This is a genomic window from Aeromicrobium sp. SP1 (assembly GCF_055663785.1).
Map to the genome: position 1 here is coordinate 1,520,562 of NZ_JBQVVK010000001.1, position 15,030 is coordinate 1,535,591.

The 15,030-nt window shown below is 65.9% G+C and carries 10 protein-coding genes and 3 rRNA genes; all 13 read right to left on the bottom strand.

Translation table 11 applies throughout. The annotated features are described in order from the left end of the window. Positions 1 to 33: 33 nt before the first annotated feature. Entirely contained in the window at positions 34 to 900 is an 867-nt protein-coding gene (locus ACT26F_RS07460) for a copper transporter (RefSeq protein WP_471669880.1), read from the bottom strand. Further along, the gene (gene steA, locus ACT26F_RS07465) at positions 897 to 2,063 is read right to left on the bottom strand and encodes a putative cytokinetic ring protein SteA (protein ID WP_471669881.1); all 1,167 of its coding nucleotides are present in this window, start codon (positions 2,061 to 2,063) and stop codon (positions 897 to 899) included. The genes ACT26F_RS07460 and steA overlap by 4 nt, the downstream gene beginning before the upstream one ends. A gap of 78 nt (positions 2,064 to 2,141) precedes the next feature. Beyond that, entirely contained in the window at positions 2,142 to 3,839 is a 1,698-nt protein-coding gene (gene recN, locus ACT26F_RS07470; protein ID WP_471669882.1) for a DNA repair protein RecN, read from the bottom strand. Beyond that, complete coding sequence (locus ACT26F_RS07475) at positions 3,806 to 4,711, bottom strand: NAD kinase (protein WP_471669883.1); 906 nt, start codon at positions 4,709 to 4,711, stop codon at positions 3,806 to 3,808. Before ACT26F_RS07475 ends, recN begins: the two co-directional genes overlap by 34 nt. After that, entirely contained in the window at positions 4,708 to 5,556 is an 849-nt protein-coding gene (locus tag ACT26F_RS07480) for a TlyA family RNA methyltransferase (RefSeq protein ID WP_471669884.1), read from the bottom strand. The genes ACT26F_RS07475 and ACT26F_RS07480 overlap by 4 nt, the downstream gene beginning before the upstream one ends. Continuing rightward, the gene (locus ACT26F_RS07485) at positions 5,553 to 5,714 is read right to left on the bottom strand and encodes a hypothetical protein (RefSeq protein WP_471669886.1); all 162 of its coding nucleotides are present in this window, start codon (positions 5,712 to 5,714) and stop codon (positions 5,553 to 5,555) included. Before ACT26F_RS07485 ends, ACT26F_RS07480 begins: the two co-directional genes overlap by 4 nt. Then, entirely contained in the window at positions 5,711 to 6,706 is a 996-nt protein-coding gene (locus ACT26F_RS07490; protein ID WP_471669887.1) for an HAD-IIA family hydrolase, read from the bottom strand. The genes ACT26F_RS07485 and ACT26F_RS07490 overlap by 4 nt, the downstream gene beginning before the upstream one ends. Beyond that, positions 6,703 to 7,050: a single-stranded DNA-binding protein gene (locus ACT26F_RS07495; protein ID WP_471669888.1), complete on the bottom strand. Its 348-nt coding sequence runs from the start codon at positions 7,048 to 7,050 to the stop codon at positions 6,703 to 6,705. The genes ACT26F_RS07490 and ACT26F_RS07495 overlap by 4 nt, the downstream gene beginning before the upstream one ends. 97 nt (positions 7,051 to 7,147) lie before the next feature. Beyond that, positions 7,148 to 7,786: a hypothetical protein gene (locus tag ACT26F_RS07500; RefSeq protein WP_471669889.1), complete on the bottom strand. Its 639-nt coding sequence runs from the start codon at positions 7,784 to 7,786 to the stop codon at positions 7,148 to 7,150. 312 nt (positions 7,787 to 8,098) lie between these two features. Then, positions 8,099 to 8,215: ribosomal RNA gene (gene rrf, locus ACT26F_RS07505) — 5S ribosomal RNA — on the bottom strand. A gap of 93 nt (positions 8,216 to 8,308) precedes the next feature. Beyond that, positions 8,309 to 11,413: ribosomal RNA gene (locus ACT26F_RS07510) — 23S ribosomal RNA — on the bottom strand. A 330-nt stretch (positions 11,414 to 11,743) separates the two neighbouring features. Further along, a 16S ribosomal RNA gene (locus tag ACT26F_RS07515) occupies positions 11,744 to 13,263 on the bottom strand. The 16S, 23S and 5S rRNA genes sit together here, the layout of an rRNA operon. Positions 13,264 to 13,755: 492 nt before the next feature. Next, positions 13,756 to 15,030: a tyrosine--tRNA ligase gene (gene tyrS / locus ACT26F_RS07520; RefSeq protein WP_471669890.1), complete on the bottom strand. Its 1,275-nt coding sequence runs from the start codon at positions 15,028 to 15,030 to the stop codon at positions 13,756 to 13,758.

A 15,030-nucleotide genomic window follows, 5' to 3' on the forward strand; every position in this document is an offset into this window, starting at 1 on the left:
CCGGATGCGCGAACCCGTGGCGTGTCCTGCGACTCAGTTGGGGACGGGCCCGTCGGCCGCGCGCGACGTTCCCCAGGCGCCGGACTGCCCGGCAGCCTCGCGCACGAGGGCCAGAATGGCCGCGACCCGGCCCGTCCCGGTGTCGGTCACGTCGACGGTCGAGACGTTGCCGGCCGCGTCGGATCCGCGCACGGCGTTCACGACGCCGTTCTCGCCCGACGACACCGGACCGACCACCGCGACGCCGGAGCTGCCCGCGTCGAGGGCGGGCGCGATCCCTGCGACGACGGTCCCCTCGCCACTGGACGTGGCGCCGGAGGGTCCGGAGACGATGAGCGCGAGCTGTGCCGACGTCTCGGGGTCCTGCTCGGGCGCGAGCAGGCCACCCTCGACGAACGCGGACCGGATCGTGCGAGCCGTGTCGTCGAGCGTCCCGTCGCCCTTCGTCAGGTAGCCGCGCGCGATCGCGGTGCCGACCTTGTCGTACGCGGACTCGGCGGTCGCGGCGTCGGGGTCGGACTGGGCGGCGACACCCTCGACGAACTGGCGGTTGGAGACCGACAGCAGCTTCGTGGTCATCTCGATCTGACCCGTCACGCGGGCGCCGGCGGTGGTCAGGTTCTCGATCAGCGAGTCGACCTCGCTCTCGCGCGCGCCCGGCGTGCTCAGGATGAGCACGGTGCGGTTCGCGAGCTTCGTGTTGAGCAGGCCCGGCGCCGTGAGCGACGCGTAGCCGGCGTCGAAGCCGGCGAGGGCGGGACTGATCTCGACGTCGTCGTTGCCGGTCGAGCTCGTCGCGGCCTCGCTCTCGTCGAGCACACCCGCGCCGAGCGCGATGCCCGCGGCGAGCGCGAGCAGGACGGCGGCCAGGGAGATGACGTGGTAGCGCAGGTTGATCACGAGACGAGTCCTTCGGTCCAGGAGGTGATCCGGTCGAGCACGGGCGAGAGCCATTCGTGACCGAGCGGGGTGGTGGCGATCGCGGCGACGACCGCGACGGCCCCGGCGAGCAGGAGCAGCAGCGGCGTGAACCAGCTCAGTCGCTGGCGCGCGAACCAGGCCACCGCGTGGGCGTCGACGACGCGCGAGCCGGCCCGCAGCCGGGCGATGAACGTCCCGGCGGCGTCGCCGGAGTCACCGTCGACGAGGTCGACGAGGCGCGAGGCCCCGCCAACCTGCACGATGACCGCCGCCTCGTTCTGGTCGACCAGTAGCAGCGCGAGATTCTCGGGCGTCCCGGTCGCGGTGAAGACGACGGGCTGGCGACCGTGCCGTTCGTACAGCTCGGGACGATCGAGTCGACCCGAGGCCGACACCAGCACGACCTCGCCGCACCGGTCGATCGTCCGGGCGGAGAGGTCCTCGCCGCGGCCGACGACGAGATGCGGACGAAAGCCCGCGGCGACCAGGAGGTCGGCGCCGGCGCCCACGCCCACGAGGACGGGGTCCTTGTCATGGATGAAGGACCGGACCGACTTCAGGTCGGCGGCCGAGTCGGGACCATCGGTCACGACGACGACGGGCCGGTCCTTGATCGCGGTCGCGACGGCGGGGATCCCGGCGCCCTCGAGCAGCATCGCCTTGTCGCGGCGCAGGGTGTCGGCGGCATTCGTGACGATCGAGTCGAGCTGGCTGGAGAGGCCGGACGACGCCTCGTCGAGCTGGTCGCGCACCCGGGTCGGGGTCATCTCGATCCCGGTGGCCACGACGGTGTCGCCCAGGTGCACCGCGCCGGCGTCGACCCGGACGCGGTCGCCGCTGCGCAGCGACTGCCACAGACCCTCGCCGAGCCGGTCCACGAGCGGGATCCCGGCGCCGGCCAGCACCTGCGGTCCAAGGTTCGGATAGCGGCCGGAGGACGACGACGACACGTTCAGCACGGCGGCGACGCCACGCTCGACCAGGGCCTGGGCGGGATCGGCCTCGAGGTCCGTGACATCGAGGACGACGACATCACCAGAGCGGACCGAGGACAGGTCGGAGGACCGGCGGCAGAGCCGGACCGGACCGATGATTCCCGGGCCGTCGGGCACCGCGCGATTCCTGCGCTTCACAATGGGCATGATGCCTTCCATGCTGACACGCACGGCGGCCCGCACCGCGGACGTCCGGCCCGGCGTTTCGCTGGTTTCCGGAGTCGGTCAGCGGGCCCGGGCGAGCTCGAGCAGTTCGCGCGCGTGCTCCTGCGCGGCCGACGAGTCGTCCAGTCCGGCGAGCATGCGGGCGAGCTCGTCCACCCGGCCCGCGTGGTCGAGGCGCACGACGCTGCTGCTCGTGACGGACCCGTCGTCGGACTTGCTGACGACGAAGTGGGAGTCCGCGAACGCCGCGACCTGGGGCAGGTGCGTCACGGCGATGACCTGGGCGTGCTCGGCGAGCCGAGCCAGCCGCCGACCGACCTCGACGGCCGTCCGGCCGCCGATACCCGCGTCGACCTCGTCGAAGACGAGCGTCGGCACCGGGTCGCGGCCCGCCAGCACGACCTCGATCGCCAGCATGAGCCGTGAGAGCTCGCCACCGCTGGCGGCCTTCGCGAGCGGGCGCGGCTCGGAGCCGCTGTTCGCGGCGAACCACACCTCGATGTCGTCGGCGCCGTGGGCGCCCGGTTCCCCCGCGACGACGCGCACGTCCAGCTGCGCCGACGGCAGGGCCAGGTCGGCCAGCTCGCGTCCGACCTCCTCGGCCAACCGGGCGGCCGCCGCCGAGCGTGCTGCGGTGAGTTCCGCGGCGAGGTCCTGCACGATCCGACGCAGCTCGCCGGCCTCCTGCTCGAGGCGGTCGATCGCGCTGTCGTCGAGATCGAGCTCGAGCACCTCGCGCCGCGCCTCGTCCGCCCACCCGAGGACGTCGGCCAGGCCGGGGCCGTAGCGACGCTGGAGGGCGGTCAGGGCGGCGCGACGCTCCTGCACCGACGCCAACCGGGTCGGGTCGAGGTCGACGTCGGCCGCGTACCCGGCCAGCTCGGAGGCGACGTCGGCGACGTCGATCGACGCCCGCCTGAGCCGCTCGCCCAGGTCGTCGAGTCGCGGGTCGTGGCCGGCGACGCCGTCGACGGCCGCGAGGGCCGTCGCGAGCGCGGCGCCGGCGGACTGCTCGTCCTCGGCCAGCGCGGTCCCCGCGCCGGCGGCAGCCGTCGCGAGCGCCTCGGCGTGGGCGAGTCGGTTCTCCTCGGCCACGAGGAGCTCGTCCTCACCGGCCTGCGGTGCGACCTCGTCGATCTCGTCGAGACCGTGGCGCAGGAGGTCGAGCCGCCGCAACCGCTCCCCCGCGTTCGTGCGCAGCTCGTGCAGTCGCGCGACCAGGTCACGCCACCGGGCCCAGGCCGGCTCGTAGCGTTCGAGCACGGTCGAGACATCGGTACCGGCGAAGCGGTCGACCGCGGCGCGCTGCTCCTGGGGTCGGACGAGCCGCTGCTGGTCGGACTGGCCGTGGACCGCGACGAGCTCATCGGCGAGTCGCGCGAGCAGACCGGCCGGGACCGTCGCGCCGCCGGCGAGCGCGCGGCTGCGCCCCTGCGACGTCAGCACGCGGGCGAGCACGAGCTCGTCGTCGACGTGGCCTCCTGCCTCCTCGACCATGGCGCGGACCTCGGGATCGACCACGACGGATGCCTCGATCCGGGCCCGGTCGGCGCCACGGCGCACGAGCGCGAGGTCCGCGCGCTCGCCGCGCAGCAGTCCCAACGCCGTGACGACCATCGTCTTGCCGGCGCCGGTCTCACCGGTGATGACGGTGAATCCGGGTCCGAGCTCGAGCTCGGCCTCCTCGATGACGCCGAGCGACTCGAGCCTCAGGTACTGCCACATCAGCGGCGTCCGGTCCCGGGGGCGCCGCGCCATCCGGCGACGGGCAGCTCGAACTTGCGGACGAGCCGGTCGGCGAACGACGTGGGGTGGATGCGGGCGAGCCGGACGGGCTCGGCGCCACGGCGCACCTCGACCCGGGCCCCGATCGGCAGGTCGGCCGCACGCCTCCCGTCGCACCACAGGATGCCCTTCGTCGCCTCGCCGACGACCTCGACGGCAAGGGTGGACGACGGGGACACGACCATCGGTCGGGCGAAGAGGGCATGGGCGCTGATCGGGACCATCAGCAGCGCCGAGACCTCGGGCCACACGACGGGTCCTCCTGCGCTGAAGTTGTAAGCGGTCGACCCCGTGGGAGTCGCGCACACGACACCGTCACAGCCCATGCGCGAGACGGGGCGGCCGTCGATCTCGACGACGACCTCGAGCATGCGCTCGCGGGACGCCTTCTCGACGGAGGCTTCGTTGAGGGCCCAGTTCCGGGCGACCACCTCTCCCCCGACGAGCACTGCGACGTCGACCGTGAGTCGCTCCTCGACCTCGAGGTCGCCGGCGATGACGCGTTGCGCGACGTCGGCGAGGTCCTCCTCATCAGCCTCCGCGAGGAAGCCCACGTGACCGAGGTTGACGCCGAACACCGGAGTGCCCGTCCCCCGGCAGAGCTCGGCGGCGCGCAGGATCGTGCCGTCACCGCCGAAGACCACGGTGAGTTCGCAGTCGTGGGCCGCGCCCGGAGCCGTCGGCACGACGACGAGACCCGAGGCACCCGCCGCGATGATCTCGTCGGCCTCGGAGTCCAGGACGCGGACCTCGATGTCGGCGGCCTGCAGCGCCTTCGCGAAGTCGGCGGCGATCTGCGGCGCCCCGTCGCGGGCGACGTGCACGGTCAGCAGCACGGTCCTCATGACTCGCCCTCCTGGGTCGGGCTCCCGGCGGATGGTGCCGCCCCGAGCGGGCCGGCGGCGACGGCCGCACGGGCGGCCTCCGGTGACGGTGCGGGAGCATCGGTCCTCAGCCAACAAAAGTACTCGACGTTGCCCGCCGGGCCGGGCAGCGGACTGGGTGCGAGCGCCTTCGTGCCCCAGCCCTGTGCCCATGCGGCCGCGGTGACCCCGTCGACCGCCGAGGCGTGCAGGTCCGGGTCGCGCACGACGCCGTTCTTGCCCAGGTTCTCCCGGCCGACCTCGAACTGGGGCTTGACCATCAGGACCATGTCGCCGTCGGGTCGGCAGACCGAGGCGAGTGCGGGCAGCACGATGCGCAACGAGATGAACGACAGGTCCGAGACGACCAGGTCGACCTCTCCCCCGATCAGCTCGGTGTCGATCGCGCGGATGTTCGTGCGGTCGAAGACGTGGACGCGCGCGTCGGACTGCAACGACCAGACCAGTTGCCCGTACCCGACGTCGACCGCGACGACCTCGCGGACGCCGCGACGGATCAGGACGTCGGTGAAACCTCCAGTGGACGCTCCTGCATCGAGGGCGCGACGATCGGCGACCTCCAACCCGAGCGGCTCGAACACCTCGAGCGCGCCGAGCAGCTTGTGGGCGCCACGGGAGGCCCAGCCCGGATCGTCGTCCTCGCGCACGACGATCGGCTGGTCCGTGGTGACCTGCGTGGCCGCCTTACCGGCGACCTGGCCACCCACGGTGACGTGTCCCGCGGTGATCAGACTGGCGGCGTGGTCGCGCGACCGCGCGAGTCCCCGCCGGACGAGTTCGGCGTCGAGCCGTACCCGACGGCTCACGCCGGGCGGCCGGGTGAGCCGGCGAGCTGGTCGCGAAGTACTCGGTGCACCGCCTCGAAGACGGCGGGGTGGTCGGCGACCTCGAGTTCGTCCAGGTCGACCAGGGAGGCGAGGGCCTCCTCGATCGGGGACCCGTCCTGCGCAAGCTCCGTGCTCATGCGTCGATTGTCGCATCGAGGGTCACGTCACGGCCTGATTCGTCGCGGCACGCCCAGCCGAGAGCGACGACGGCACGCACGGTCGACACGGGGTCACCGGCTGCCGACACGACCACGCGGTCGTCGACCAGCTCGGCGATCGCCTCACCGCAGCGCGCTCGGGTCGCCTCGACCTCGACCGGCGCATGCGGAACATGCAGGCCGGACAGGTCGGGCGCGACGAAGTCGGGGCGCTCGTCGGGAACCGCGCTCACGACGTCGGCGAGGGAGTTCACCCCCGTGAGCACCATGAGGGACGTGATCCCCGCGCGGCGTGCACCGAGGATGTCGGTGTCCAGGCGGTCACCGACCATGAGCGGGGACTGCGGACGGATCCGGGCGATCGTCTCCTCGAACAGCGGGGCGAAGGGCTTGCCCGCGACGACCGGCTGCTGGCCCGTGGCCAGCGCGACGGCGTGGACGAGCGACCCGTTTCCCGGGGCGATCCCTTGATCGGTGGGGATCGTCAGGTCGGTGTTGCTGGCGTACCACGGCAACCCGGACTCGATGGCATACGCGGCCTCGGCGAGGTCACGCCAGCCGAGGTCGGGCGAGTAGCCCTGGACGACCGCGGCGACGCCGTCGGCCGACCTCGTGTCCGCCGGCTCGAGTCCACGAGCACGGAGCGCGGCGCGCAGTCCGTCGCCACCGACGGTGAAGACGACACTGCCGGCCGGCAGGTCCCGCGCGATCACGCCGGCGATCGCCTGGGCGGAGGTCACCACGTCCTCGTCGTGGACGTCGAGACCAAGATCACGCAGGTGCGCGACGACGGCGGCGGGAGCCCGATTGGCGTTGTTGGTGAGGTAGGCCAGCCGCACGTCCCGCGCGGCGTGGAGAGCCTCGACCGCTCCCGGGACGGCATCGCCACCGAGGTACACGACTCCGTCAAGGTCGAGCAGGACCGCGTCGTGGGCGCGGACCAGGGGCACGTCGCTCACGGCGAGGGTCATGCGGTCGAGGCTACCGGGGTGGAGGGCAGCCGGATCAGCGACCCGACATCCACGAACGTGCGACTCGACAAGGCGCCGGCGTTCGTGGAGAACAGTCGGCGCAGTTCGCCGGTGATCTCGACCCGGTCGCCCGCCGCGAGACGCATGGCCTTCGTCCGCAGCCGCGACGTCCACACCGAGCAGTCGAACGTGTCGACGAGCTGGCGTGAGCGGCGCCGGGCCGCGGCGCTGCGATCGACGATGAGACGGAAGGAGACGATCTCGTCGCCGCTGGGCAGGATGCGCGGCTCGGCGACATCGGCGACCCGACCGCGCAGCAGGACCTGGTTGTCAGAAGCACTCATACGGAGAGCCTCCCGGTGAGGGGACTCCCGCGACCAGCGGTGGCGGGCACCGTGTGGACGAGTGGCCCTGCTCAGACCTGCCTGTGGACGCCGGGGCTCAGCCCTCGAGTTCGGCGAGACGGTCCTCGACGTCGGTGACGCCGTTGCCATCGGTTCCGGCGACGCGATGGAACCACTGGATGGCCTCCTCACGTCGGCCGGCGACCGCGAGCGTGTCCGCGTACGCATAGCGCAGGCGGGTGACCCAGTCGGCGCGACCCTTGGTGTTGAGCGGCTCAGACTCCAGCACCTGCAGGGCGGCGTCGATCTGGCCCATGTCGCGACGTGCACCGGCGACGACGATCGAGAGCTCGACGTTTCCGGCCTCGTCCAATTCGGAGCGAATGGCCGGAGTGTCGAACTCGAGCGCCTTCTCGGGGCGCTTCAGAGCGCGCTCCGCGTCGGCCATCATCGGTGCATAGATCTGTCGGCCGGTCATGCGCTTGGCCGCACGGAACTCACTGAGGGCTTCGGACCAGTTGCCACAGGCGTAGGCCGTCTCGCCCGTCGCCTCGCGCACGAGACCGACGCGCATCGCGCGGGCCCGCGCCGCCAGGGCATGCTTGTGCGCCAGCTCCGGATCCTCGTGCAGCAGGATGCCTGCCATCACGAGATGCCGCGCGACCTTGTCGGCGAGCTTCTCGGGAAGGCCCTGCAGTTCCTGGCGCGCGAACTTGTCGAGGTCCTTCGAGCTCACGTCATCAGGAATCGGCGGACCGTCGTAGACCCTCTGGGCCTCGGAGCGTTCCGGCGTCTGGTCGCGACGAGGCGGCCGGCCGCCGGGCCGCGGGGCGCTGCCACCGCGGGAGCGACCTGATTGACCACCCGGGCCAGAGCGCTGCGGACCACCCCGCCCGCCATCTCGGCTTCCGCCGCTGTTGCCGCGCGGCTTGCCGCCACGGCCCTGAGGATTGGGCTTGCGCTGTTCTGCCATGGGTCGATCCTTCCTGCATCTGCAGGTGAAATGCAGCAAGGCCGCTCCCGAAGGAGCGGCCTCGCGCTAATGATTGTCCGGCGACGTCCTACTCTCCCACACCGTCTCCAGTGCAGTACCATCGGCGCTGAAGGGCTTGACTTCCGGGTTCGGAATGTAACCGGGTATTTCCCCTTCGCCATGGTCGCCGAAACTCTATAGAGATATCAACTAAAACCTTGGTCTTTCAACCTGGCTCCCGATCATATCTCGGGAACCTCACAGTGGACGCGGTGGATCTTTGTAAGAAACAAGCCCTCGGCCTATTAGTACCGGTCAGCTCCATGTGTTGCCACACTTCTACTTCCGGCCTATCAACCCAGTGGTCTGCTGGGGGCCTTACCTGGTTAAACCAGTGGGAAACCTCATCTTGAAACGTGCTTCCCGCTTAGATGCTTTCAGCGGTTATCACTTCCGAACGTAGCCAACCAGCCGTGCTCTTGGCAGAACAACTGGCACACCAGAGGTTCGTCCACCCCGGTCCTCTCGTACTAGGGGCAGCCTTTCTCAAGTTTCCTACGCGCGCGGCGGATAGGGACCGAACTGTCTCACGACGTTCTAAACCCAGCTCGCGTGCCGCTTTAATGGGCGAACAGCCCAACCCTTGGGACCTGCTACGGCCCCAGGATGCGACGAGCCGACATCGAGGTGCCAAACCATCCCGTCGATATGGACTCTTGGGGAAGATCAGCCTGTTATCCCCGGGGTACCTTTTATCCGTTGAGCGACGCCGCTTCCACATGCCAGCGCCGGATCACTAGTTCCGACTTTCGTCCCTGCTCGAGCTGTCACTCTCACAGTCAAGCTCCCTTGTGCACTTACACTCGAAACCTGATTGCCAACCAGGCTGAGGGAACCTTTGAGCGCCTCCGTTACATTTTAGGAGGCAACCGCCCCAGTTAAACTACCCATCAGGCACTGTCCCTGATCCAGATAATGGACCTAGGTTAGATATCTAGTACAGTCAGAGTGGTATTTCAACGTTGACTCCACCTGAACTGGCGTCCAAGCTTCACAGTCTCCCACCTATCCTACACAAACTGAACCAAACACCAATACCAAACTATAGTAAAGGTCCCGGGGTCTTTCCGTCCTGCCGCGCGTAACGAGCATCTTTACTCGTAGTGCAATTTCGCCGAGTTCATGGTTGAGACAGCGCCCAAGTCGTTACTCCATTCGTGCAGGTCGGAACTTACCCGACAAGGAATTTCGCTACCTTAGGATGGTTATAGTTACCACCGCCGTTTACTGGGGCTTAAGTTCTGTGCTTCGCTTGCGCTGACACGTCCCCTTAACCTTCCAGCACCGGGCAGGAGTCAGTCCGTATACGGCGTCTTTCGACTTAGCACGGACCTGTGTTTTTAGTAAACAGTCGCTTGGGCCTGGTCTCTGCGGCCTTCAACGCTTCTGGGAGCAAGTCCCATAACGCATCCGGCCCCCCTTCTCCCGAAGTTACGGGGGCATTTTGCCGAGTTCCTTAACCATGATTCTCTCGATCACCTTAGTATTCTCTACTTGACCACCTGAGTCGGTTTGGGGTACGGGCGGCTCTGAATCTCGCTAGATGCTTTTCTCGGCAGCATAGGATCACTCACACTCCACTAAGTGGGTGGCATCGGCTCTCAGGCATAAGAGTGACGGATTTGCCTATCACTCGCCCTACGACCTTACCCGTGGACTACCATCGCCACGGATGAGCTACCTTCCTGCGTCACACCATTGCTTGCCTACTACCAGATCGGGTCGTGCGCTCTGCCGGCCAATGATCCCGAAGGATCTGGAGGCCGGTTTCGGGCACTTAGCATCACTGGATTCAGCATGGGCGATTCAACGCCGGTACGGGAATATCAACCCGTTGTCCATCGACTACGCCTGTCGGCCTCGCCTTAGGTCCCGACTTACCCAGGGAAGATTAGCTTGACCCTGGAACCCTTGGTCATTCGGTGGAAGAGTTTCTCACTCTTCATTCGCTACTCATGCCTGCATTCTCACTCGTGTCGCATCCACGGCTGGGTTACCCCGCCGCTTCGCTCGCGACACGACGCTCCCCTACCGATCCACACGGCTGGACCACGAAGGCCTACCTCATGTGTGAATCCCATAGCTTCGGTGGATTGCTTGAGCCCCGCTAAATTGTCGGCGCGGAATTACTTGACCAGTGAGCTATTACGCACTCTTTCAAGGGTGGCTGCTTCTAAGCCAACCTCCTGGTTGTCTCTGCGACTCCACATCCTTTTCCACTTAGCAATCGCTTTGGGACCTTAGCTGATGGTCTGGGCTGTTTCCCTCTCGACTACGGAGCTTATCCCCCGCAGTCTCACTGCTGCGCTCTCACTTACCGGCATTCGGAGTTTGGCTGAGTTCAGTAAGCTTGTAGGCCCCCTAGCCCATCCAGTGCTCTACCTCCGGCAAGAAACACGCAACGCTGCACCTAAATGCATTTCGGGGAGAACCAGCTATCACGGAGTTTGATTGGCCTTTCACCCCTATCCACAGCTCATCCCCCCAGTTTTTAACCTAGGTGGGTTCGGTCCTCCACGCGGTCTTACCCGCGCTTCAACCTGGCCATGGATAGATCACTCCGCTTCGGGTCTAGATCCAGCAACTCAAGCGCCCTATTCGGACTCGCTTTCGCTACGGCTACGGCTCTCGCCTTAACCTTGCTACTGAACGCTAACTCGCAGGCTCATTCTTCAAAAGGCACGCTGTCACAGATCCGAAGATCTGCTCCAACGGATTGTATGCACATGGTTTCAGGTACTATTTCACTCCCCTCCCGGGGTACTTTTCACCTTTCCCTCACGGTACTTGTCCGCTATCGGTCATCGAGGAGTATTTAGGCTTAGCGGGTGGTCCCGCCAGATTCACACCGAATTTCAGGGGTTCGGTGTTACTCGGGATGACGCACAAGAGCCATGAGCTTACGGTTACGGGGATCTCACCCTCTGTGTCGCGACTTTCCAGTCGGCTTCACCTTCACTCATGGTTTATGACTCTTTGACTGCTCGGCAGAACAGTCTGTGCGGTCCCACGACCCCTTGGATGCAACGCCTGCCGGCTATCACACACCCAAGGTTTAGCCTGGATCCGGTTTCGCTCGCCACTACTTCCGGAATCACGGTTGTTTTCTCTTCCTGTGGGTACTGAGATGTTTCACTTCCCCACGTTCCCTCCAAACGCCCTATGTGTTCAGGCGCAGGTACCTGGACTTTCCTCCAGGTGGGTTTCCCCATTCGGACATCCCCGGATCACAGGTCGGTTGTCACCTCCCCGGGGCTTTTCGCAGACTCCAACGTCCTTCATCGGCTCTCGATGCCAAGGCATCCACCATGTGCACTTAGTAGCTTGTTGTTACTACAAAGATGCTCGCGTCCACTGTGAAGTTCTCAAAATACGATCGGTCCCGTACTCGGTTCCACGCCTGCTCGATCCGAGGATCGAGTGGTTCGAGGGGGTGTACGGTCCGAGGGTTCAACATCTAGTGCTGATCCCTCAGGACCCAACAGTGTGCCTGAGTTGTCGCTGCTTCACATCGAGGTTCCACGCTCCGAAGAGCAGTACTGACGATGTTCCGTCGGCGACAAGCCAAATAGTCGACGTCCACTAGTGAGCTGGACCGCGTCAAACGTGTGTTGACGAACGATCCGCCTGGACTTCTCGAGGAAGCCAGATGCTCCTTAGAAAGGAGGTGATCCAGCCGCACCTTCCGGTACGGCTACCTTGTTACGACTTCGTCCCAATCGCCAGCCCCACCTTCGACAGCTCCCTCCGTAAACGGTTGGGCCACTGGCTTCGGGTGTTGCCGACTTTCATGACGTGACGGGCGGTGTGTACAAGGCCCGGGAACGTATTCACCGCAGCGTTGCTGATCTGCGATTACTAGCGACTCCGACTTCATGGGGTCGAGTTGCAGACCCCAATCCGAACTGAGACCGGCTTTTTGGGATTCGCTCCACCTTGCGGTTTCGCAGCCCTTTGTACCGGCCATTGTAGCATGCTTGAAGCCCTGGACATAAGGGGCATGAAGACTTGACGTCATCCCCACCTTCCTCCGAGTTGACCCCGGCAGTCTCCTATGAGTCCCCACCATTACGTGCTGGCAACATAGGACGAGGGTTGCGCTCGTTGCGGGACTTAACCCAACATCTCACGACACGAGCTGACGACAGCCATGCACCACCTGTATACCGACCACAAGGGGGGCTACATCTCTGCAGCTTTCCGGTATATGTCAAACCCAGGTAAGGTTCTTCGCGTTGCATCGAATTAATCAGCATGCTCCGCCGCTTGTGCGGGCCCCCGTCAATTCCTTTGAGTTTTAGCCTTGCGGCCGTACTCCCCAGGCGGGGCGCTTAATGCGTTAGCTGCGGCACGGAGACCGTGGAAGGTCCCCACACCTAGCGCCCAACGTTTACGGCATGGACTACCAGGGTATCTAATCCTGTTCGCTCCCCATGCTTTCGCTCCTCAGCGTCAGGTAATGCCCAGAGAACCGCCTTCGCCACCGGTGTTCCTCCTGATATCTGCGCATTCCACCGCTACACCAGGAATTCCATTCTCCCCTGCATACCTCTAGTTTGCCCGTATCGGAAGCACGCTCAGGGTTGAGCCCTGAGTTTTCACTCCCGACGCGACAAACCGCCTACGAGCCCTTTACGCCCAATAATTCCGGACAACGCTCGGACCCTACGTATTACCGCGGCTGCTGGCACGTAGTTGGCCGGTCCTTCTTCTGTAGGTACCGTCACTTTCGCTTCGTCCCTACTGAAAGAGGTTTACAACCCGAAGGCCGTCATCCCTCACGCGGCGTTGCTGGATCAGGCTTTCGCCCATTGTCCAATATTCCCCACTGCTGCCTCCCGTAGGAGTCTGGGCCGTGTCTCAGTCCCAGTGTGGCCGGTCACCCTCTCAGGCCGGCTACCCGTCGTCGCCTTGGTGAGCCGTTACCTCACCAACTAGCTGATAGGCCGCGAGCCCATCCCTCTCCGCCGGAGCTTTCCACCACCAGAAGATGCCTTCGGTGGTCGTATTCGGCATTAGCCAGCGTTTCCACTGGTTATTCCGATGAAAGGGGTAGGTTGCTCACGTGTTACTCACCCGTTCGCCGCTCGTGTACTCCCGAAGGAGCCTTACCGCTCGACTTGCATGTGTTAAGCACGCCGCCAGCGTTCGTCCTGAGCCAGGATCAAACTCTCCGTTGAAAATTTCCCGAAGCCGCAGCTCCGGTCAACAACTTGAGTTGATTCCTGACGAACTGACTGCTGACAGTCAATTGTCGGAATTGTCCCTGCGGCTCCGCGCGATTCCAGGCCGAAGCCCTTCATCCTTCGTTTGCCGCCGGGGTAACTAAATTAATTCGTCGACTTTTGGCACACTGTTGAGTTCTCAAGGATCAGACGCACACCTCAGGCTTCACCGTTCCCGGTTCGGCCCTCAGGGCAACTCGTCTAACTTACATCGCCGTTTTCACCGGGTCAAATCCGGGTCGGTCACGATGTGCCTGCCGTTGTCCGCGGCCAGTTTCCGGACCTCCGTAGAGCTCCTGGCGTTGACCGTTTCGGTTCAGGCTTTCCCGCTTCGCTGCGCCGTTCGGTGCAACAAGAAGAACATTACACAGACGTTTCGGGACAATGCAAATCGGGGTGGGCGTGTCCTGAGTCACACCCACCCCGATCACTGGAATTGCAGGGAAATCAGACGACGCGCACGCCCGATACCGAGCGCTTTCCGCGACGAAGCACCGTCCAGGCCCCGCTCAGCACGTGTTCTGGACCGAGCACGAGTTCGGGGTCATCGACACGCTCGTTGTTGACGTACGCACCCCCGTCGGCGATCGCCCGGCGTGCGGCCGACTTGGAGTCGGCCAGTCCGGAGGCGATCAGGGCATCGACGAGGGAGGTCCCGGACGCCACGTCGACGGCCCCTGCCTCCCTCAGGGCGGCGCCCAGCGTGGACTCCGGGAGCTCGGCCAGGTCGCCTCGGCCGAAGAGGGCACCGGAGGCCAGCACGGCCGCGGCTGTCTCTGCCTCCCCGTGCACGAGGGTCGTCAGCTCGGCGGCGAGCCGGCGCTGCGCGGCTCGGGCCCCGGGTCGTTCGTCGTGCTCGGCCATGAGCGCGTCGATCTCGTCGACCGGCAGGAACGTGAACTGCCGGAGGTACTCCCCGACCTTGCTGTCCTCGGCCTGGATCCACGATTGGTAGAACGCGTAGGGACTCATCAGGTCGGGGTCGAGCCAGATCGTGCCGGACTCGGTCTTGCCGAACTTCGTGCCGTCGGCCTTCGTGATGAGGGGCGTCGCGACCGCATGGACCTTCCTGCCCTCCGAGCGGCGGATCAGCTCGACTCCCCCGGTGAGGTTGCCCCACTGGTCGCTGCCACCGGTCTGCAGGACGCACCCGTACCGGCGGTGCAGCTCCAGGTAGTCCATCGACTGCAGGAGCACGTAGCTGAACTCGGTGAAGCTGATGCCGGACTCGAGCCGGCTCGCCACGACGTCGCGCGCGAGCATCCGGTTGACCGGGAAGTGCTTGCCGATGTCGCGCAGGAAGTCGATCGTCGAGAGCGGTTGCGTCCAGTCGAGGTTGTTGACCAGGACGGCTCCGTTGTCGCCGCCGAAGTCGACGAAGCGCGACACCTGCTCCCGGATCCGGTCGACCCACTCCGCGACGGTCTCCTTGGAGTTCATGACCCGCTCCCCCGATTCCTTCGGGTCGCCGATCAGGCCCGTCGAGCCGCCCACCAGCAGCAGCGGCCGGTGGCCGGCCAGCTGGAGCCGTCTGGCGGTGAGGATCTGCAAGAGGTTGCCGACGTGCAGGCTGGGCGCCGTCGGGTCGAAGCCCACGTAGTACGTGATCGGCCCCTCGTCGATCTCGGCGCGCAGGGCGTCGAGGTCGGTGGAGTGCGCGATCAGGCCGCGCGCCTGCAGGTCATCGATCACATGGGTCACGGGAGTCCTTTCGTCCGCCAC

What these genes read in the sequence shown, in the direction of transcription:
- steA (WP_471669881.1), bottom strand. Translation starts at nt 2,063, where the DNA reads ATGCCCATTGTGAAGCGCAGGAATCGCGCGGTGCCCGACGGCCCGGGA.
- ACT26F_RS07485 (WP_471669886.1), bottom strand. Translation starts at nt 5,714, where the DNA reads ATGAGCACGGAGCTTGCGCAGGACGGGTCCCCGATCGAGGAGGCCCTC.
- recN (WP_471669882.1), bottom strand. Translation starts at nt 3,839, where the DNA reads ATGGCGCGGCGCCCCCGGGACCGGACGCCGCTGATGTGGCAGTACCTG.
- ACT26F_RS07490 (WP_471669887.1), bottom strand. Translation starts at nt 6,706, where the DNA reads ATGACCCTCGCCGTGAGCGACGTGCCCCTGGTCCGCGCCCACGACGCG.
- ACT26F_RS07495 (WP_471669888.1), bottom strand. Translation starts at nt 7,050, where the DNA reads ATGAGTGCTTCTGACAACCAGGTCCTGCTGCGCGGTCGGGTCGCCGAT.
- ACT26F_RS07475 (WP_471669883.1), bottom strand. Translation starts at nt 4,711, where the DNA reads ATGAGGACCGTGCTGCTGACCGTGCACGTCGCCCGCGACGGGGCGCCG.